The organism is Pseudoalteromonas sp. 20-MNA-CIBAN-0454, from assembly GCF_040308685.1.
Classification (GTDB): Bacteria; Pseudomonadota; Gammaproteobacteria; order Enterobacterales; family Alteromonadaceae; genus Pseudoalteromonas; species Pseudoalteromonas nigrifaciens.
In genome coordinates this window covers 23,942-44,848 of the sequence record NZ_JBEOOB010000030.1, presented here as the reverse complement: position 1 = coordinate 44,848, position 20,907 = coordinate 23,942, and the positions used below count along the sequence as shown (strand labels likewise).

16 protein-coding genes and 2 pseudogenes are annotated in these 20,907 nt (G+C 38.4%); 10 read left to right on the top strand and 8 right to left on the bottom strand.

From position 1 onward, the window contains the following. Window positions 1-44 precede the first annotated feature (44 nt). The 5 genes from AAEZ22_RS14115 to scpC all read left to right on the top strand — a co-directional run bounded on the left by AAEZ22_RS14115 (window position 45) and on the right by scpC (window position 5,721). A complete protein-coding gene (locus tag AAEZ22_RS14115; protein ID WP_352297707.1) occupies window positions 45-830 on the top strand; it encodes an HNH endonuclease signature motif containing protein in 786 nt (261 codons plus the stop codon). A gap of 157 nt (window positions 831-987) precedes the next feature. After that, complete coding sequence (locus AAEZ22_RS14110) at window positions 988-1,467, top strand: DUF8453 domain-containing protein (protein ID WP_352297704.1); 480 nt, start codon at window positions 988-990, stop codon at window positions 1,465-1,467. A 241-nt stretch (window positions 1,468-1,708) separates the two neighbouring features. Next, a complete protein-coding gene (locus AAEZ22_RS14105) occupies window positions 1,709-2,326 on the top strand; it encodes a DUF5677 domain-containing protein (RefSeq protein ID WP_352297701.1) in 618 nt (205 codons plus the stop codon). A gap of 249 nt (window positions 2,327-2,575) precedes the next feature. Continuing rightward, window positions 2,576-3,778: an IS256 family transposase gene (locus AAEZ22_RS14100; RefSeq protein ID WP_352297698.1), complete on the top strand. Its 1,203-nt coding sequence runs from the start codon at window positions 2,576-2,578 to the stop codon at window positions 3,776-3,778. 449 nt (window positions 3,779-4,227) lie between these two features. Further along, complete coding sequence (scpC, locus tag AAEZ22_RS14095; protein ID WP_086999312.1) at window positions 4,228-5,721, top strand: succinyl-CoA:acetate CoA-transferase ScpC; 1,494 nt, start codon at window positions 4,228-4,230, stop codon at window positions 5,719-5,721. Window positions 5,722-5,949: 228 nt separating this feature from the next. Here scpC and AAEZ22_RS14090 read toward each other — a convergent pair whose 3' ends face one another. The 3 genes and pseudogenes from AAEZ22_RS14090 to AAEZ22_RS14080 all read right to left on the bottom strand — a co-directional run. Then, window positions 5,950-6,354: a DUF6691 family protein gene (locus tag AAEZ22_RS14090; protein WP_352297695.1), complete on the bottom strand. Its 405-nt coding sequence runs from the start codon at window positions 6,352-6,354 to the stop codon at window positions 5,950-5,952. A gap of 3 nt (window positions 6,355-6,357) precedes the next feature. Next, window positions 6,358-6,771, bottom strand: coding sequence for a YeeE/YedE family protein (locus tag AAEZ22_RS14085; RefSeq protein WP_179807317.1), 414 nt, complete (start codon window positions 6,769-6,771; stop codon window positions 6,358-6,360). A 132-nt stretch (window positions 6,772-6,903) separates the two neighbouring features. Continuing rightward, window positions 6,904-7,095 (bottom strand): annotated as a pseudogene (locus AAEZ22_RS14080) (MFS transporter); the annotation flags it as partial. A gap of 165 nt (window positions 7,096-7,260) precedes the next feature. On the opposite strand from AAEZ22_RS14080, the gene AAEZ22_RS14075 reads away from it, so the two are divergent. Then, window positions 7,261-9,414 (top strand): exonuclease domain-containing protein, encoded by a 2,154-nt coding sequence (locus AAEZ22_RS14075; protein WP_352297692.1) that lies wholly within the window; start codon window positions 7,261-7,263, stop codon window positions 9,412-9,414. Here the strand turns inward: AAEZ22_RS14075 and AAEZ22_RS14070 are convergent. The 5 genes from AAEZ22_RS14070 to dinG form a co-directional block, all read right to left on the bottom strand. After that, window positions 9,403-9,564, bottom strand: a complete 162-nt coding sequence (locus tag AAEZ22_RS14070) for a DUF2496 domain-containing protein (protein ID WP_179807318.1) — start codon at window positions 9,562-9,564, stop codon at window positions 9,403-9,405. The genes AAEZ22_RS14075 and AAEZ22_RS14070 overlap by 12 nt on opposite strands. Then, window positions 9,554-9,829 carry a late competence development ComFB family protein gene (locus AAEZ22_RS14065; RefSeq protein ID WP_352297689.1) on the bottom strand — a complete coding sequence of 92 codons (276 nt, stop codon included), beginning with the start codon at window positions 9,827-9,829 and terminating at the stop codon, window positions 9,554-9,556. Before AAEZ22_RS14065 ends, AAEZ22_RS14070 begins: the two co-directional genes overlap by 11 nt. A gap of 140 nt (window positions 9,830-9,969) precedes the next feature. Further along, window positions 9,970-10,578, bottom strand: coding sequence for a primosomal replication protein (locus AAEZ22_RS14060; RefSeq protein WP_338411855.1), 609 nt, complete (start codon window positions 10,576-10,578; stop codon window positions 9,970-9,972). Between the two features lies 1 nt (window position 10,579). Beyond that, a complete protein-coding gene (locus AAEZ22_RS14055) occupies window positions 10,580-11,356 on the bottom strand; it encodes a TSUP family transporter (RefSeq protein WP_011328650.1) in 777 nt (258 codons plus the stop codon). A gap of 2 nt (window positions 11,357-11,358) precedes the next feature. Continuing rightward, complete coding sequence (dinG, locus tag AAEZ22_RS14050; protein ID WP_352297686.1) at window positions 11,359-13,434, bottom strand: ATP-dependent DNA helicase DinG; 2,076 nt, start codon at window positions 13,432-13,434, stop codon at window positions 11,359-11,361. A 59-nt stretch (window positions 13,435-13,493) separates the two neighbouring features. On the opposite strand from dinG, the gene AAEZ22_RS14045 reads away from it, so the two are divergent. From AAEZ22_RS14045 to AAEZ22_RS14030, 4 genes and pseudogenes are all read left to right on the top strand, one after another. Next, window positions 13,494-15,839: a DNA polymerase II gene (locus tag AAEZ22_RS14045; protein WP_352297683.1), complete on the top strand. Its 2,346-nt coding sequence runs from the start codon at window positions 13,494-13,496 to the stop codon at window positions 15,837-15,839. A 373-nt stretch (window positions 15,840-16,212) separates the two neighbouring features. Next, window positions 16,213-18,855: a TonB-dependent receptor plug domain-containing protein gene (locus AAEZ22_RS14040; RefSeq protein ID WP_352297680.1), complete on the top strand. Its 2,643-nt coding sequence runs from the start codon at window positions 16,213-16,215 to the stop codon at window positions 18,853-18,855. Between the two features lie 62 nt (window positions 18,856-18,917). After that, the gene (locus tag AAEZ22_RS14035) at window positions 18,918-19,865 is read left to right on the top strand and encodes a class I SAM-dependent methyltransferase (protein WP_192531560.1); all 948 of its coding nucleotides are present in this window, start codon (window positions 18,918-18,920) and stop codon (window positions 19,863-19,865) included. A 797-nt stretch (window positions 19,866-20,662) separates the two neighbouring features. Continuing rightward, window positions 20,663-20,854: pseudogene (locus AAEZ22_RS14030) on the top strand (hypothetical protein); the annotation flags it as partial. Between the last annotated feature and the right edge of the window lie 53 nt (window positions 20,855-20,907).

Below are 20,907 nucleotides of genomic sequence, written 5' to 3'. Positions count from 1 at the left end.
GTTATGCATCTCTGACGGTTTAGGATTTTACAGAGGGTAATAAAATGGGAATTAACCAAAGTGACATTAAAAAACTTTTCAGTTTGTCTGCTGGTAGGTGCAATATCTGTCGTTGCTCACTTATTGAGGATGACGTTCTAATTGGTGAGATGGCTCATGTCATAGCTCGAAGCTCAGACGGGCCACGAGGGATTGATGGAAAATCAAACATAAACACATATGATAATTTGATATTGCTTTGTGCTAACCATCATAAAGTGGTGGATTCAAAGCCTGTGGATTATTCTGTTGAAAGACTTTTGCAGATAAAAAAAGATCACGAAGAATATGTAAAAACAAGCTTGGATAATACTTCTGAGCACTTTGCAGACTTATCATCTTTGAATACGCTCTTTGAATATATTCCCATTCTTAAGTTTCGGGGAATGGCCTTAGGTTTACCTCATAAAATATCTATAGATTTTGATGCTCGTTACATGTTTGAAGCTTTTGTTCAAGGGAATCCTCAGTCATATCCTTTTTGGGACCATTCTCTAACACAATACTGGAGCGATTTTATCCATAAAATGGATAAGCTAAATTTCTGGTTGAATGGCAACCTGCGGGGAGTCAACTTGGTTAATGACGACAACATGTTTTCTGGTGAGCCATTTACAAATATTTATGTCAGCAATAACCACGGGGACATTGTTTTAAATAAAGCTGCGTTGTCTTGGGAACAAATTAATTTAATAAATGAGAATATTTCCAATTTGGTACGGGAATTTCTTCACGCTCACACTACTCTTGTCGATTATATTCGTTATAATTTCAAAAACATAAAGTGGTGATAAAGCAGCATAACAAACGCATTAAGTCGCCGCTGAAAAGCGCGGCTGGGACACCAAAGCTACGCGGTGATTTAGTTTTGGTGCTTCGCAAATTTTAAACTAATCGCCGCTACGTTTTGCTGCTCCTTATGCGGGCGTAATGTATTAGGAGTAACTTTTGACTATTTATGAATTTGTAAGTTCTTCCATAGCTCTTATTGCATCGATTATTTCTATCGTTGCTCTTGTGAGAACGAGAAAAAATACACACAGGTTAATTGAGCTAGAAGAGGTTCATGCAAGATTAAGTGAACGCCAATTACAGAAAATGGATGAACAAGAACAGCAAACTTTAAAAGCTAACATAACAGTTAGTTTAGAAAGGACTGGTAGTCAAAATCGTTTTGTAGTTGAAAACTCTGGTCCCTCGACTGCTTCAAAGATCTATTTTTCGTTAGGGCAAGATAATCAGCATAACCCTTTAGTTTCTGGGGATTATGATAAAAAATCACCATACCCAGCACTAAACCAGAATGAAAGTTATTTTCTCCTCGCAAGTATCCCAATGGATGTTACGCAAATGGTTTATGATATTGATGTGCGTTGGTTAAATGAAGATGGCACACAAACAAAACGTAAATATGCAGTATCAAGATGACACATAACAAAAAAATTATGGTGGAAATTTTACTCGCTGAAAAAGAGCTACTAAAATCCCCATATTTAATGTGTGAAGCTGTAGAATTACTCTTTTTTTAAGAAAAAACAGCCCGTTTTATGGGTTCCAATGCATTACCTAATGCTTTAAAAGCGCTTAGAGTTGATTTGAGGAACTCGTTTTTTAATTGAATTTTACTGTTGGAGTAATTCTACAGCCTCGTTAGCAAACAGGAGTTAATGTGAGTCCTACGGAACGAATTACCAATATTAGAGGTGACGTAAACAGATTAATTTCGTTGCATAAACAAAATTTGTACGAGCATACTTTGCTTGCATATTCTTCTAGCTTACTAGATCTAGCTGATGCAATAATTACTCTCAGCGTTACAGGAAAGTTATCAGGCATTCCTATCCTCTATCGAACATTTTCTGAAACCTTTGTTGATTTTCATAATTTGTCTTCAGATCGCGATTATGGCTACAGATTACAATCAAATCGATTGAAAGAGTGGATAAAAGTATTAGAACATCTAGACCCCAAACATTTGGAGTGGTTAAAAGAGTCTAATGAACTTGATGACCTAGTAGAGTTCAAGGCTCAGCTTGTCAAAGATAAAGCTGAGCTTAGCGATCAATTTAAACCAATTAAAATTAGTGCTAAATTCGATTTAGCAGGTTTAAAAGACTTTTACGAAACAATGTACAATGAACTATGTAGTGACTCTCACTCAAACCTTAGGTCAGTGCGCAGTCGCCTGTGTTTAAATGATAATGATCCTAAAATTCAGAAATGTATTGGTACGATACCTCAAGCACTAACTGAATTAGAAAGAACACTTATTAAAGTCTTTCAGTGAAAAAGCTTGCTAACAACACACTTAAAAGGATAAAAACAGTTGGCTTTTGCTCGTTCCTCGCTGGTTTTGGTCAACTATTTGATTGCTGCTTAGCAAAGCGTTACCACCGTCCGCAATTGGCACATAGCAGCCAACTAAACTTGACAGTATTTTTATGTGGTTGGCTCTAAAACCAGTATTTGGTAACATTATGGGTAGTGTTTAGAAATCTGTGTCATTTCAGTAATATTAAGAAAACAGGAGTGACACATGACTCAATCTTTCGACTTCAACAAAGCATTAGCTGAACTTCAATCTGGTAAAGGGTTAACTGGTGAAGATGGTGTTTTAACACCGCTAATTAAACAATTAACTGAAGCTGCACTCAGAGCAGAGCTAGAGCAGCATCTAGAATCTGATCTGCAACCAAACCGTAAGAACGGCACTAGCAAAAAAACCGTTAAATCATCTGTAGGTCAATTTGAACTTGAAACACCAAGAGACCGCGCTGGCTCCTTTGAACCGCAACTCGTTAAGAAAAACCAAACTAAGTTAACGCCAGAAATTGACCAAAAAGTCCTATCTATGTTTGCGTTAGGCATGAGCTATCGTGATATTCGCAGTCACATTCAAGAAATGTATGGCATTGAAGTATCAGAAGCCACAATAACCGCTGTGACTGACCAGCTAATACCAGAGCTTAAAGCGTGGCAATCTCGCAGTCTTGATGCGTTGTATCCATTTATCTGGCTTGACGCTATTCACTATAAAATCAAGGAAAATGGTCGCTACGTTAGCAAAGCGGTTTATACTGTGCTGGGTATTAATATTGAAGGCCGTAAAGAATTACTTGGCCTCTACGTATCAGAAAGCGAAGGTGCTAACTACTGGTTATCAGTGCTGACCGATTTACATAATCGTGGCGTATCCGATATTTTAATCGCCTGTGTTGATGGACTAAAAGGTTTCCCTGAAGCCATTGGCACTATCTATCCTGAAACAGAGGTTCAACAGTGCGTTATTCATCAAATTCGTAACTCGATGAAGTACGTAGCCTCTAAGCACCAAAAAGCCTTTATGGCTGACTTAAAACCCGTTTATCGTGCAGCAACTAAAGGTGCCGCAGAAGCAGCACTGGATGAGCTAGACGATAAATGGGGCAAGCTATATCCCATTGTTATCGACTCTTGGCGTCGTAAATGGACGAACCTGTCGGTTTACTTCAAGTACCCAGATTATGTGCGAAAAGCCATTTATACCACCAATGCTATCGAGGCGGTTCACCGCCAGTTTAGGAAATTGACCAAGACTAAAGGCGCATTCCCGAATGAAAATAGCTTGATGAAATTATTGTATGCAGGCATATTGAACGCCTCGAAGAAATGGACAATGCCAATCCACAGTTGGAACCTGACATTGTCGCAATTAGCCATTCACTTCGAAGGTAGGTTAGATGGCGTGCTAGATATTTAGCAATTTAGGCTGACACAGAATTCTGAACGCCCTCACATTATGCCAATTTTTACTTCAATATTATGCCAACATACACTACACTAACGGAGCTGTAGCCCAATAAGCTCGTTTGTACTTATGCCAACTTATACTTCAAACAACATTGGGTGCTATAAACTAATTACTTATAATTAAGCCAATTTTTCAACTACATTTTATTCAATTTATTTCTCTCTCATTATTCTACTTTTTTCTAATTTTAATCCCATACTTTAAATACTCACTTAAAACTTACGCTATATCAGCATATTAAATTTATATAAATGTTCGTACATTAAAGTAGATTGCTACCACCAAGGCACTTTATTCTGTGTTTGCGTAACTTAATTTAGTAAATGCGACCTAAGTCTAGATTGCGAAGTGCGCTGTAATACTTAAAATAACGCCAAATTAAAAAGGGGCTCAGTAGTATGCAGTTAGAACGTATCCGCAATAGCAATCTGCACCAAAAAGTAATGTCAGCAGAACAAGCTAGCCAATTTATTAAAGATGGAATGACAGTAGGCATGAGTGGCTTTACTCGTGCCGGTGAAGCTAAAGCCGTGCCAAGAGCACTGGTTGAGCGTGTTAAAAATAATCCAATGAAAATAAACCTAATGACCGGTGCGTCGTTAGGTAATGATTTAGATAAACTACTTACAGAAGCGGGTGTGCTAGCCCGCCGTATGCCTTTTCAAGTAGATAGTACATTACGTAAAGCGATTAATAACGGCGAAGTAATGTTTATTGACCAGCATTTATCAGAAACCGTTGAGCAGTTGCGTAATCATCAATTAACTATGCCTGATGTGGCGGTTATTGAAGCGGTAGCCATTACTGAAGAAGGCCATATTGTGCCTACTACTTCGGTAGGAAACTCTGCAAGCTTTGCTATTTTTGCTAAAGAAGTGATTATTGAAATAAATATGTTGCACAGCCCTGAACTTGAAGGCTTGCATGACATATATATTCCTTCGTATCGCCCTGTGCGCCAACCAATTCCTTTAACTAAAGTAGATGATCGTATTGGTAGCACGGCTATTCCAATTGATCCTGCTAAAATTGTTGGCATTGTTTTTACTAATCAGAGCGATTCGTTTTCAACAGTTACCGACCCTGACGTAGATACAGCGGCTATTGCCAGCCACTTAGTGAGCTTTTTTAAAGAAGAAGTAGCACAAAAGCGTATGGCAGAAAACCTAGGGCCATTACAAGCAGGTATTGGTAATATTGCTAACGCGGTAATGATGGGATTGTTAGATTCTGATTTTGAAGATTTAACAATGTACTCAGAAGTATTACAAGATTCGACCTTTGATTTAATTGATGCCGGTAAACTTAAATTTGCTTCAGGCAGTTCAATTGTTTTATCAGAGCGTTGTAATGCAAAAGTATTTAATAACCTATCAGAATATAAAGATAAGTTAGTGTTACGTCCGCAAGAAGTGTCGAATCACCCTGAAATAGTACGCCGTTTAGGCATAGTGGCAATTAATACTGCGCTTGAGTTTGATATGTACGGTAACGTAAACTCAACCCATGTTTGTGGTACTCGCATGATGAATGGTATTGGCGGCTCGGGTGACTTTGCACGTAATGCGCATTTAGCGATATTTGTTACTAAGTCGATTGCTAAAGATGGCGCTATTTCGAGTGTAGTACCTATGGTAAGCCACGTTGACCATAACGAACATGACGTTGATATATTAGTAACCGAGCAAGGCTTAGCCGATTTACGCGGCTTAGCGCCACGTGAACGTGCTGTACAAGTTATTAAGCACTGTGTGCACCCAGATTACCGTGATGCCATGCTAGATTACTATGAGCGCGCTTGTAAGCGAGGCGGACACACACCTCATTTATTAGAAGAAGCGTTTAGCTGGCATATTCGCCTTGAAGAGCAAGGCAGTATGAAAAAAGCCTGATAAATATAATCCCAAATTGCACCAATCCATACAGTTAATCTGTTTTGGGTTTAATTAAACGCTCCTTTTAGGGGCGTTTTTTTAGCGCTACTCTACACAATTAATTAGCCACTTAGTCTTGAGTATTAAAAGGCCTAAATTCGGATAATAAGTGCTGGCTAATTACCTTTAAGTAATCCATTAACACCTGGTATTAATGGGTTACTTAAACAGCCTCTAAAATCAAACTTAAGTAAGCTTTTTAGTTAGCCACATACCGCCTAGCACGGCCGCAAAAAACAGCAAAAATTCCATTTTAAGAGACACTAATTGAACCAAGCCCGGGCCTGGGCATATGCCACTTAAACCCCAGCCTAAACCAAAGAGTATTGAGCCAGTAATTAAGCGCGCATCAACTTTTTTTAAATCACTTAAATTAAATGATCCTGAAAGGAGTGGCTTCTCTTTTTTTGCAACCCATAACCACGTAAGCATCATTATTAGCATGGCAACAGCCATCACTATAATTAAACTTGCGTCCCATTGGTTCCCGTAGGTAGGAAAGTTAATTACTTTAGCGGGGTTTGTCATACCGCTAATAATAAGCCCTAAGCCAAATATAAAGCCTATAACAACCATCATAATTGCTTTCATTACTTATCCTACCAGGTTTGCTGTAATAAAGGCGACGAGCATAAATGTACACGTTGCAACCCAAGAGCGGGTAGAAAAACGCGACATGCCACACACACCATGGCCACTTGTACATCCATTAGCTAAAGTTGTACCTACGCCAACTAAAAGCCCCGCAACAACAATAAGCCAAGGCGACAACTGTAATTCGGCTTCTAATAAAGAAGGGGCAAATACCCTTACAGCTACACCTGCCAACAACAACCCTAAAATAAAGTATAGCTGCCAACGAGAGCCCGAACTTACTTTAGCAAATACAGACTTAACAATGCCCGAGATGCCTGCAATTTTTCCGTATAAAACCAGTAATAACGTACACGCTATACCTATTAATGCACCGCCTATTGCAGCCGACACTGGGGTGAATTCTGTTACCATTTTTTAAATTTCCCAAACAATAGAAACACCTAAACCGGTTTGTTTCATTTCGATTGATACTTGCTGATTCGGCGCTAAGTAGTTAGCACCCGTTATTTTTTTGCTGGCGATTAATATCACCGCTTTTAAAAATTACATAGATTCGAGCGTTTTACCGCGTGTTTCTTTTATGTATTTAACAACAAAAAACAGGCTTATAAGTGCCGATAACGCATAAAAGCCATAAGCACCGGCAAGGCCAATGTTAGCCAGCATAATAGGGAAGGTCATGGTAATGGCAAAGTTAGCAATCCACTGCGCACTGGCGGCCACAGCAAGGGCTGCAGCATCATAATTAGCGTAAGAAATAATATTATTAGCACTATTAATGGTGCTAAATCTTGTCCTAATTAACGCCTGATAACTCAAAGCATTACTGATTACAACTTTAAGATTGAATAATAAGCATAAATACTAGATACTGTTTTTATATACAGTCATGGCAATGTTATGAAAAAAGAATTACCAGCAAAATACTATTTAGCGCATTTTAGAGAGCTTATTGAGTTTGTAACAAGTAAATGCATGCATTTACTTGAGCCTAAACATAGTGAATTTATTAGTAAAATTAATCAGCTAGATGAGCAAAGCCAATGCATGTTGGCGCGTGTGTACTCGCGAAAGCCTTATTTAGTGCAGGCGCAATCGCTTAATTATGAAGAAATAACCTCGCCGCATCAGGCTATTTATACGCTAAAAAAAGCCGGCATTTTATTTGAGCCAAACGAGCAGCATTATTCGCAGCTTTTAGCGCACTTAACCAAACCTGCTTTACTAGAGTTACTAAGTAATTACGACGAACAAATAAGCTATAAAAAGAGCGCCGCTAAAGGCGCGCTGGTGGATAGCGCCCGTGAGTTTTTTAAAAGCTGCCCGCACGAGCTTGCACCGTTTTATAGCCAGTATGTAATTAATAATCGCAGCGATTATTATGAGTATTTTGAGTTTTTATTTGCAGGTAAACTAAGCAGTGGTGATGTGAATCATCAAAACCGTTTTGTAATGCGAGACTTAGGTTTAACCGCTACGCGTGAAGGGCATAGCGAGAGCTTATCGCGCTTTGAAACGAAGGCCGAGGCGCAATCAAACTATTTATTAAACCGTTACCGATTAGCATTTAAAAATATAACCGATGAGAACGATTACGTTGCTTTAGCGCCGCAGGTTCTAGTGCAAGCTGCGTATGGTGCAATAGCTGTTGCGCTTAAAAATAAGTTATTAGTACAGCTTTTTAAACAGTTAAAAAACACCAATAGCGAACTTGCTTTTAGTTTACTTGAAGGGTGTGTTGATGATAGCGAAGCACACGAAATTCAAATAAGAGAGCAATACAGGCTTGGTAATAAACAGTGGGTAAAAGCACGCTTAGAAGCCATTATTGAAAATCCGCTAACGGATGATTTACTGTACTTTGCTGATGACTTTTTAATGCGTAAATTTAATAAGCAAACGCGTTCGCGTTTAAGCACTATGCTTGCTGACACTCAGTGCGTACTCGAAATTGACGAATTATACCGAGGTGAAGTAGAGCAAGGCGTAAACGATTATTACACTGCCCAAGGTATGCAGGTATTTAATACCGAAAACACATTGTGGCAAAGTTTGTTTGGTTTAGTATTTTGGCACGAATTATTTATTGATACCCCTTATCCGCTATGCAATGAGTTTGATATTTATCCGCAAGTATTAAGGCTTGGTAATTTTTATGCAGCGCAACCAGCGCAAATAAATGAGCGCTTAGCACAGTGCCAAACACCTCAGGCATTACTTAAATTAGTATGTAAAAATGCAGCGCAATACTTTGATCAACCTAACGGTTTATTTAAATGGCATAACGAGTTATTACAACCACTAGAAGCGCTTATTTTAAATAGCCCAATTGAGGCGTTAATTACTCACTTAACCAATATGAGTAAACATTATTTACAGCTAAAAGACGGCTACCCCGACTTAATGGTTATCCATAACGGCAAAGTACATTTTGAAGAAGTAAAAGCCCCAGGCGACAAGCTAAGGCGAAATCAATTAACGACTATAGATAACTTAAAGAGCAGTGGTTTTGAGGTACATATAGCCGTTGTTAAATGGTTTATAGATCCCAACCGCATTTACAGCGTAGTTGATTTAGAAACGACAGGCGCATTAAAAGGCGGTAACAAAATAACCGAAATTGGCTTAGTTAAAGTACAGCATGGCAAAGTAATCGATACCTGGACTACTTTAGTTAACCCACAGCGACATATACCTGGGTTTATCACGTCGTTAACCGGTATTAGCGATAGCATGGTAAGTAATGCGCCAGTATTTGCAGATATAGTAAAACCTTTAATGGCTAAATTAGCGGGAAGCATTTTTGTTGCGCACAATGTTAACTTTGACTACGGGTTTATTAAAAAAGAATGCGAAATGGCAAAGGTGCCTTTTAAAATGCCCAAGTTGTGCACTGTGGTGGAATCGCGTAAAGCCTTTGCGGGCTTAAAGTCGTACTCGTTGGGTAATTTGTCAAAGCACTTTAATTTAAACTTAACTAGCCATCACCGAGCGCTTGCCGATGCAACCACCACAGCGCAGTTGTTACTATTAATTCAAAAATCACAAAGCTAGCTCATTACTCTGCTTTTTTTCAAAGTCGATTTTTACTATTTCGAGTGCTTTAAGTACTTCATCAGGAGCAACGTCGTGTTGCTCTAGTAGCATAATTAAATCGACTGCGAGTTTTATATGGGTTGGTGCTTGTTGTAGGTTATTGCTCATGTTGGTGTTTCTTTTTTGCAATTTGGCTAATTGCTACATCAATGGCTGTTTGCACTCGTTGTTGCATATGCATACGCTCTGTTTGTGATAAATAATAGGCCATATCTACGTCGGAGCGAATATAGCGCGCAGGCAGTTGATTTAAAACAGTACAGCAAAAATCGGCCATTACATCATCAGTATACTGTTCATTAAGTTTGCGATTAATTATTTCTTCTAAAACAAATTTTTCATAAAAGTTATGTATATCTTCGTGTAATTGCATATTCCACTCGCTCGTTTTTAATCCATTTAATTGAGTTTATACCAAGGAACAGTATAAATCGAGGGGATAGCTTTACAGCTATTTATTAACGGTTAATTAGTTAACGGCTTGATTGGTATTGTAAAACATACTTAAAGTGTTTAGCGAAGTTGTTGTTTTTCTACACGTTGTATTTTTTCTTCGGTGGCCGAAATCGCTTTTCTACAGCGCCCTAAGCGTGCATGCGTTGTTAATATTTCCAAATTTAGCTTTTGTGCTTTAGCTGGAGTTGCTTTATCCATTTGCATTTTACGCTCTTCAATCATTAACAATAATCGGCGTTCAAATTCGTGGTTTTGTTTAAGTTCGTCATAAAGCTCATGAGATGATTGTATTACTTGTTGCACAGCTTGTTTATAAACGGCTTGTTTGGGACGTGGTTTATAATGACTTTTATTTTCTTTTATCCAAATAGGGGTTGATTTAATAACATTAAAAACAGCTTGTACTTGTGTTGCTATACGCTCAAGTGCATAGGTGTATGCATGGCGATGCTCACTTGGTGGTAAAGACGATACTTCGTCTTCTATTTCGGTTACATAGTCAGCTAGGTTCATACTTTTAGTACTAAAAACAGCACGGTCAAATAAGCTTGGTTGCGCTTGCATATAACGGTTTTTAGAAAACAGTTTTGCTTTATCAAATTGCTCGGCTTGCTGCTTTAAGGTTGCAACTTGTTGGCGTAGTTTATCAAAAGCGGGTGAGTGCATATTAAAAGTAAGCCTCGTAAATAAGTTTTAGTGCTAATAATATAACCATAGTATTAAATACTGGGCGAATAAACTTACTGCCAAAGCGTATTGCTGAATGCGCGCCAAACCATGCGCCTAGCATGATAAAAAAGCCCATAGTAATACCCAGTAAAAAGTTAACATGGCCTAATGCTACAAAAGTAATAAGTGAAATAAAGTTAGACACAAAGTTCATTGAGCGCGATAAACCACAATTTAGCAGTAGGTTCATTTTATATAGCATGCCGTTTGAGGCGGTCCAAAAGGTGCCTGTACCTGGTCCTGCTAAGCCATCAAAAAAACCTAAGCTTAAGCCTTGCAGCCACTGCTTTATTTTCATTGTTTGGGTAAGCTTAGGTAGCTCACTTCCCTCTGTGGTACTTAAACTACCAAACAAGCTATAACAGGCTACAACAATTATAATTATAGGTAATAATTTATTTAAGAAGTCGATACTTAAATGATCAACTATTAAAGTGCCTATTAATGCGCCAATGGCGGTGGCAAAAATAGAGGCTAGCCAAAACTTAGGGTTAAATAAGTCTTTTTTATAATAAGTATAACTTGCAGTTAAAGAGCCAAAGCTTGCGGCTAATTTATTTGTGCCAAGCGTTAAATGCGGTGGTAAGCCTGCTGTTAATAAAGCAGGAACCGTTAACATACCACCACCACCGGCGATGGCGTCAATAAAACCTGCGGCAAGTGCAACGGCACATAAAATAGCCCAGGTTGTTGGATCGAGTGCAAGTTCAAACATTATTAATAATCTATCTGTCTTTTAAAAGGAGGTAAGGTGTCGAGCATTGCTTTGCCGTATCGCTTAGTGATCAAGCGTCTATCGAGAATAGTAATACAGCCAGCATCGCTTTCTTTACGCAGCAGTCTACCACAGCTTTGTACCAATTTCTTTGCCGCATCGGGAACGGTTATTGATAAAAAAGGATTGCCGCCTTTACTTTGTACAAACTCGGCTTGCGCTTCTTCAATTGGCGAGGTGGGTACGGCAAAAGGAATTTTTGTAATTATTAGATTTTCTAGGTATTTACCTGGTAAATCAAGGCCTTCTGATAGGCTTTGGGTGCCAAATAAAATACTACCTTTGCCTTCATCAATATTTTTAGTATGTAATTTAAGCATTGCCTCACGCGACATTTCGCCTTGTACTAATAAGTTAAAACCTTTTGTTCTAAGAAACTTTGATACATGGTCCATTTGCCAATAAGAAGCAAACAATACTAGGTTGGCTTTTTTGGTGTCTAAATACTCAGGTAGAGTATTGGCTAAGTGATCGCTAAATGCTTTATCGGTTGGTTCAATTTTAGAAACCGGAATACGCAAAGTTGCTTGATTAGGGTAGTCGAAAGGCGAGGGCACTTTAATAAATTTAACGCCTTCCTCTTTGGCCAGGCCTGCTTCGTAAGCAAAATGATCAAACGAGCCTAAAGCACTTAATGTAGCCGAGCATAAAACTGCGCCCGCGCACTCGCTCCATAGCTTGTCTTTTAAGTAGTAACCTACTTCAATAGGGCAGTCGCTTAATAAATGGTCATGGTGGTTTTTATACTCAAGGCGCTTTATCCACCTAGCATGGGGTGTGCCTTCACCTTTATTTGCATAGCTAAACCACAGCTTATTTAATTGCTCTAAACGATTTATGTATTGCCCGCTCTCGCCTAAAATAGGGTCGGCTACGTAGGGTTTTATATCGCCGTCGCTTACATCTTGGGTTAGCGTGTCATGCATTTTACTTAAGCAGCGCAGTGCATCTCGCGTGGCTTCGCTTATATCTTTGGCTTTACTGTGTAGTGACTGTGGAATTTCGCCATTTTCGAATCTGTAAGTATCATCTTTTGAATATTCAAAGTCAGCATTATCGAGAATGTCGCGTACTACTTTTAAATCTTTGTTGGCGTCGTTAATGCTATCGCAAAGCTTAAAGTTTTGCCCTATCGCCTTTTGACCCACTATTACTTTAGCCATTTTTCCGCTAAATTTAGTGAGCTTATCGAGCCACTCTATGGTGCCTTTTATTGTCGCCGCCGCAGATGAAAAGTCGCGAGTAATATGCGCTAAGTGGTGTGCTTCATCAATTACATAAATAGTGTTGTCGGGTTCGGGTAAAATTTTACCCCCGCCTAAGTCCAAATCTGCAAGTAATAAAGAGTGGTTTATCACCAGTACATCCATTTGCATTAATTGCTGACGCGCAAGCTGAAACGGGCAGGTTTGATGCGCTTTCATTTGGCGCTGGCACGAATGTTTATCGCAGGCTATTAATCCCCATACTTTATCGGGAACCGTGTCGGCCCAGCTATCTCTGTCGCCTTGCCATTTTTTAGTCGTATAAGCGGTGTAAAGATCATTTAAACATTTGGTTTCCATTACGCTTAAAGGGGAGCTAAGCGTAGGCATAAATTCCATTTGTGTTTGGCTATCGCCGTTAACCGCATTGTGTAGTTTATGAGCGCAAATATATCGCTGGCGACCTTTTACTAAATCAAACTTAAAACTAAGCCCTGAATGCTTTTTAAAAAAAGGTAACTCTTTGGCTATTAACTGCTCTTGCAGCGCAACTGTGGCGGTTGAAATAACTAATTTCTTTTTTTGTGCTAGCGCAAGTGGCAAAGCGCCTAAACAATATGCCAGAGACTTGCCCGTGCCTGTACCTGCTTCTATAACGCAAATACGTTGTTTTTTGTGATATTCCCCCGCTAGCGTTTTTGCTATTTCGGCAACTAAGTAATTTTGGCTGCTACGCGGGCGGTAATCACTTAGGTTATTAGCCACATGCTGATGTACTTGCCTAATAGTTTTTTTTAATGAGCTCGATAGCATGTGATGATTACCTAAAGTATGTATATAATTACAGTGTATATATTAAGTGGGATCGGACATTGACACAAGCAATCTATCAGGGCTTTATTTTATCAAGGCAACAATACTCGTCTAAAAACAGGCAGGGCCTTACTTTGTGTTATTGGTTAAGCTCTGAGTCTGGGCCTATAAAGGTGGTTGTTGAAAACCAGCAAGCCGTATTTTTTATTGCGCAACAACAACTTCCTCTTGCACAAACGTTATTAGCCAAAGCCAAAATAAAGGTAAGTTTTAAAGCGGTTAATATGCGCCACTTTAGTGGTGTTGACTGCACAGCCTGCTATTTTAACGACAGTAGTAGCCTTTATAAAGCAAGAGCCCAGCTTGAGGAGCAAATAAATATATACGAAGGCGATATTCGCCACAGCGACCGATTTTTAATGGAGCGCTTTATTAAAGGAGGAGTGTGGGTAACTGGAGAGGCGCTACAAAAAAATGGCTTTATCGAAATTACTCAAGCAAAACTAAAAGCTAATCCAAACTATACGCCACAGCTCGCGTCGCTTTCATTAGATATAGAATGTAACGGGGAAGGGGTGTTATTTTCGGTTGGATTAGTTGGCAATGGCCTAGATTGTGTATTAATGATTGGTGAGCCACAGCCTCACAGTAACACATTTAATATTGACTGGTGCGTTGATGAAATAAATCTACTGCAAAAATTACAGCGCTACATTACTAGTAACGATCCGGATGTGATTGTGGGTTGGAATGTAATCGAATTTGATTTTAGCGTATTTAACGCGCGCGCAGAAGCATTAGGACTGGTGCTTAATTTAGGTAGAGATCAACAACCTTTAACAATTAGAACGGGTCATTACACCCGGCTTACTTTACCCGGGCGCAGCGTAATAGATGGTATAGATACACTAAAAAATGCCACTTATCATTTTGATAGTTATTCGTTAGCTAATATTTCTCATAAAGTGCTGGGCGAGTCTAAGTTAATTCAAGCAGATAATCGCCTTAGCGAAATTATTCGTCAATTTAATCACGACAAGCTCGCTCTTGCCGCTTATAACCGCCAAGACTGTATATTAGTAAATAGAATTTTTGTTAAGTTAAAGCTATTTGAATTTGCCATAGTAAGAACGCAACTTACGGGGCTTGAACTAGAGCGTATGGGCGGCTCGGTAGCTGCATTTACCAACCTATATTTACCCTTATTACATCGCAGTGGCTATATTGCACCTAATTTAGGCGATCATGGCTTATCGTTTGAAAGCCCGGGCGGTTATGTAATGGAGTCGACTCCTGGGTTATATGAAAATGTATTAGTGCTCGACTTTAAAAGCTTGTATCCGTCAATTATGCGCACTTTTTGTATTGATCCATTAGGCCTTATAGAGGGGCTAAACTCTCCCGAAAGCGCGGTAGCAGGGTTTAACGACGCACTATTTTCACGCGAGCTGCATCACCTACCCAAATTAATTAAGCACTTAACCCGTACTCGCCAAAAAGCCAAAGACACCAACCAGCCAATGCTTTCTCAGGCAATAAAAATAATAATGAACAGCTTGTATGGCGTATTAGGCTCTAAAGGTTGCCGGTTTTACGATCCAAGGCTCTCAAGTTCAATTACACTTAGGGGGCACGAAATCATGCAAACAACCCGAAAATGGATTGAAGAGCTAGGTTATGAGGTTATTTATGGCGACACAGATTCAATATTTGTAAAAGTAAATGAGCGCTTAAATGCCACACAGTGTAATGAAATAGGCAATGATGTGATGCAAATTATTAACAAACGCTGGTCTGATAGCGTTAAAACTCGCTTTTCGTTGACCAGTTATTTAGAAATAGAGTTTGAAACCCATTACAGCCCATTTTTTATGCCAACCATAAGAGGAAAAAAAATAGGCTCAAAAAAACGTTACGTTGGCCAAATTGATAAAAACAACGCCAAGCAGCTAATTTTTAAAGGAATGGAAACCGTGCGCAGCGATTGGACCCAGTTTGCTCAAGAGTTTCAAACCGAACTTTTTAAAACATTATTTGATCAACAATTTAAAATAGAGCAATTAAACGACATTATAAAAAGCTACACTAAAAAACTATACGCAGGGGAGTTTGATAAAAAACTTATATACCGTAAACGTTTAGGCCAAAATTTAAGTGACTATGTAAAAAATATTCCCCCGCATGTGCAAGCAGTAAAAAAATATAAAGCGAATAACCCCGACTTTGATGTAAAGCGCGGCCAAATAATAGAATATGTTTATGCTATTAATGGCGCTGAAATTTACAATGCAAATAACACCCTCAATTACCCTCTTTATATACAGCGGCAGCTAGAACCAGTTGCCAATATGATTCTAAGCGCACTTGGCGTACTGCCAAACTCAACCCAAAGTACCTTGTTTTAAGCTTAATAATCAGTAAAAAATCAAAGTGTGAAACTGATTAAATAAACTGTTTACAAAAATTCACATGCCGAAAGTTAACAAGTATGATTTCAATTAAACTACAGTCGAAAACAATGCTGAAGCAAACTGCTTTAAAAACAATGGGTTATTTTTGTTTTTTTAATTTGTATCGCACTTACCAAAAGACTTTTTGTAAACGGCCAGTACTAATAGCGGTGATTAAGTGTGATATATGATAATGACAGGTCACTTAAAGTTAATTTTATGTTGACCTTTCTGTTCTCATAGTATTATCATTGGTTGCATAATCATTGTTTATTCGTAATCAGATGATTAAATATAAAAAATAAAATAGTATTCTTGGGAGAATCAAATGTTAAATAATCAAGTTTCAAAAGCTGTTCGCTTAGCAATCGCTTTTGGTGCAGCTTCAACAGCTGTATTTTCAGCAAGCTCAATTGCTGCTGAAGAAGGCGTAGAAAAAGTAGAGCGTATCGCTGTTACTGGTTCACGTATTAAAAGAACTGACCTAGAAGGTTCTGTACCTGTAACTGTTATCGATCGTGCTGCGATTGACTTTTCAGGACAAACTTCTGTTTCAGACTTATTACGTAATACAAGCTTTAACTCGGCGGGTTCATTTCGTCCACAGTCTGGTAGTTCTGCGCAAGGTGTTTCGCAAATTAACTTACGTGGTTTAGGTGCTTCACGTTCACTAATTTTAGTTGATGGTCGTCGCTTACCTAAGTCACCTTCAACTGGTAACTCACAAGATTTGAACTCAATTCCAATGGCGGCGGTTGAGCGCATTGAAATTTTATCTGATGGTGCTTCTGCAGTATATGGTTCTGACGCTATCGCTGGTGTAGTTAACATTATTACCAGAAAAGATTTTAACGGTATTGAAATGCGTATCGGTGCTTCAGAAGTAAGCTTACCGAAAGACGGTGGTGACCGTGAAGAAGGCTCTGTAGTATTTGGTGCTTCAAGCGATAACTCTTCTGTAATTGGTGGTGTTTCTTGGAACAGCCGTGACATTATTTATGAAAATGCTTACGAATGGGTACAACCTGGTGCTTCAAGCTTTGGCGCAAACTGGGTAAGACCAAGTGGCTACGATGGTATTGGTGCTGATGGCGAGCCAAGTGCTGGTGGCTTAAGTTCAATTTTATCAGCTAGCGCTTGTGATGGAATCGATAACTTCTTTTCACTAGGTGATGATTTCTGTGCATATAACTTTAACGCGACAAATGCTAACGAAGCTTCTACATCAAACACATCAGCGTTCTTAAAAGCTAATTATGATATTAATGATGACTGGAGAATCTTGTCTCATACTCTAGTATCAAAAACTAAGTCTTTTGGTCGTTACGCGCCAACATTGAATGACGCAGGTGTTGGTGCTTTCATGTCAGCTGATAGCCCAAATAACCCAACTAACCCAGCTAGCCCATTTTATGATGCTCCTTCAGATGGTCTAGGTGCACGTGAAGTTGGATATCGTCATCGTTTTGCTGCATTAGGTAATCGTGATAGTCAAGTTGATAACTGGTCTACAGACTTTATGATTAGTGTTGAAGGGCAAATCGGTAATGTTTTTGTTGATTTTGGTGCGCGTAAAAACCAAACAAAAACCTATGAAATTGGTCGTGGTTATTTAATGGGTTCAAATGCAAGAACAGCTGTTGATAACGGTGATTACATGCTAAATGACCCATTTGGCACACGTTTTACTACAGATGAAGAACGTAATAATTACGCTAAAGTACTAAACGGCTTGAATGTAACTACATCGCGAATTGGTACTTTCCAACAAGAAGAAGTGTTTGGTTCTGCTGCATTTGATGTAATGGAAATGAATGGTGGAACTCTACAAGCTGTTGTTGGTCTTGAATACCGTAAAGAAGATTATTCTGATACGTACGATTCATTATCAGAAGCTGGTCAAGTAGGTGGTTCTGCTGGTAATAGTGCTGGTGGTGGTCGTAATTTAACTAGTGCTTACTTTGAAGCTTTATTCCCAGTTATGGAAGGCCTAGAGTTTACATTAGCAGGTCGTTACGATGATTATTCTGATTATGGTTCAGATTTTTCACCTAAAGTTTCAGTAAAGTATGATGTAACAGAAGAGCTAGTGCTACGTGCATCATATGGTGAAGGTTTCCGCGCACCTACATTGGATATCCTTACAGCTAAACCAGCTCCAGGTAACCCAAGTGTATCTGATGATCCGTCATGTCTTAACTTAGGTTTACAGGCCGGTTGTGATGTGCAAGTAAGTGCAATTACTTTAGCAAACGCTGAAATGGGTTCTGAATCATCAGAGCAGATTTCATTAGGTTTAGCTTACCAACCAACAGATTGGTTAAACTTTTCTGCTGATTATTATGAGATTGAAATCTCTAACATGATCCGTTTCTTTGGTGCTACTACCATTCTGACTCGTGAACAAACAGGCGACCCAATTCCTGCAGGTTTAGGTGTTACACGTTTAAGCAATGGTGGTATTGACCTTATCACTCAGGGTTATGCTAACGAAGGTAAATGGGAAATCAGTGGTTTAGATGTAAATTTAAACACAACATTTGACTTTGATGCAGCGGGTACGTTAAAGCAAACATTACAATTTAGTCATCAGTTTGAAAGTAAAATTGATGGTGGTCGTAATACACTTAAAGACACTGGTGAACCACAGCAACGTGCTTCATTGTCAAATAGCTATGCAATACAAGACTTTGACTTTACTTGGAACATCAACATGATTGGTTCTCAGTATGAAGATGTATCGCAAGTAGCCGGTGGTGGTGTTGAGCGTACAGGTAATATTGCAACGTGGATCACACATGATTTACAAGCAACGTATAGCTTCCCTACAGGAACAAAGGTTTCTGTTGGTATGCAAAATGCTTTTGAAAAAGAGCCACAGTTAAGCAGCTTTGGCGGTCGTAGCTATAACTTCGACCTATATGATGCTTACGGTCGTGTTACGTACTTACGTTTCTCACAATCGTTTTAATTTATAAAATAAGTTAAATAAAAAGGTGGGTTTAAAACCCACCTTTTTTTTATGGGTAAAAAATGCAACATTGGAATTCATACTGGTCAAGGACCAAATCACTTAATAGTTTTGCAGAAGGGGAGCACAGCCAAGGTTATAAAGGCATTGTCGCAAGTTTTTGGCAAACTATTTTTAAATCACTACCTGAATCAACTACAATTTTAGACCTAGCTACCGGGAATGGTGGACTGGCTGTTTTAGCACAGCAATTTAATGCAAGTTTTGATGTTTATGCATCAGACGCGGCAAACATAGCACCATTATCTCAACATGCCCCCTCAGATTCTAATTACAAACACCTCGAAAAAATACATTTTTATGGCAATATGCCCTCTGAAACCTTAGCGTTTGAGAACGTTCAATTTGATAGTGTTATAAGTCAATTTGGTTTTGAGTATGCAGAGCCCGCCGCCGCTCTTTTAGCGGTAAATAAGGCATTAAAACCTAATGGTGAATTTATTGCGTTAGTACATCATCAAGACTCATTTATTTCTACAGATTGTAAAATTGGGTTAAAAGTACTCAAAGACTTAAGTAAAGACAATGGTTTGTTATTGCAACTTCAAGACTTCGCTGATTTTTGTCAGTCTATTACAAATAAGGTAGAGCCGACTGCTGAGCAACAAGTTCAATTTAAGCAAAAAAATGTAGACCTGTTACAGCAAGTAAAATATCAGCAGAGTAAATGCAACAGTGAAGATGAGTTAGACTGGTTTAATTTGTTAGTAAAAGAGCTACTTCCAGCGATCATTGATTGGCCGCAAACAGACAGTAAAAGAGTAGAAGAACTCCGTGATAATTTATATTCTTTTCAGCTTCGCTTACAAGATCAACAAGCCGCATCGTGGTCAAACTCAGATGTTGAGTATATAAAAACCCTTCTGCAAGATAATTGGTCCAGCTACGAGTTCGATGTTATGAAAATAGACGCAGGTATTTTTTGTTGGGTTATAAAAGCACGAAAGTAAATTTAACATTGAATGTATTGTACTAATTTAAAAGTGTAAATTAGTACAATAATAAATAGCTATGTAGTTCTTCATTGCTGTTTAAATTAAGTAAAAAAGAATTGTAAATTACTATCTGCTTATTATAACCAATAATCCCCTCATTAATAACGCAACAGCCTGCAGGCTATTAATACTGTAGCGGTCTGTTTTAAATAGTTATCTTTCTGACTTGAGGCATATAAACCTCTGCCCCTCTGCTTATTTTATATAAGCTTTAAAGTTATTAATCCGCTAAGTGACTTTGTAGATATGTAGCAGCTACTATTACGCTTTTGTGCAGTTAAACTCAATTGTTCTATTTAGTTAGTAATATGTTACTGCTTTAGTATGGGCTGTTTTTCAATTTTAATGTAAAAGCTAGCTTAATAATTACTAAACCAAACATAATACAGAGATTAATTATAAGTAATATTACCTTTACTTCTATACCTTTATTTTTGCTCTATGCCCCGCCAAATATGAAAATCTGATTTTTATCAGTTAATTCATATACCCCTAAAAACTCAATTATAGATAAACAATAGTACCCACAAAAAGTGCGGTAAATTGTTTATCAGATATTAGTTATTGTGTTTATGTGAATACATGCGCCTTGTAAACACATGTAAACAAAAGCTCTTTTGTGTTAACTGGGTGTTGACCTGATGGTGTACTTAGTAATACTCTTTAATTGAAAGTAGATGCTATGCAGAATACCGTAGCTTTATTTTTCATAAAAAATGATAAAAATAAAATAGAAACATAGGGAGAATCAAATGTTAAATAATCAAGTTTCAAAAGCAGTTCGCTTAGCGATTGCTTTTGGTGCAGCATCAACAGCTTTATTTTCAGCTAGTTCATTTGCGGCAGAAGAAGGTGAAGTTGTAGAAGAAGTAGAAAAAATTCAGGTTTTAGGCTCTCGTATCCGCACAGATAGTTTTGCTAGTGATACGCCTATTACTATCATTTAATAGATATAAATGTTTTATCGTAGTATTCCCCATTAAAATGAGTTTTAATT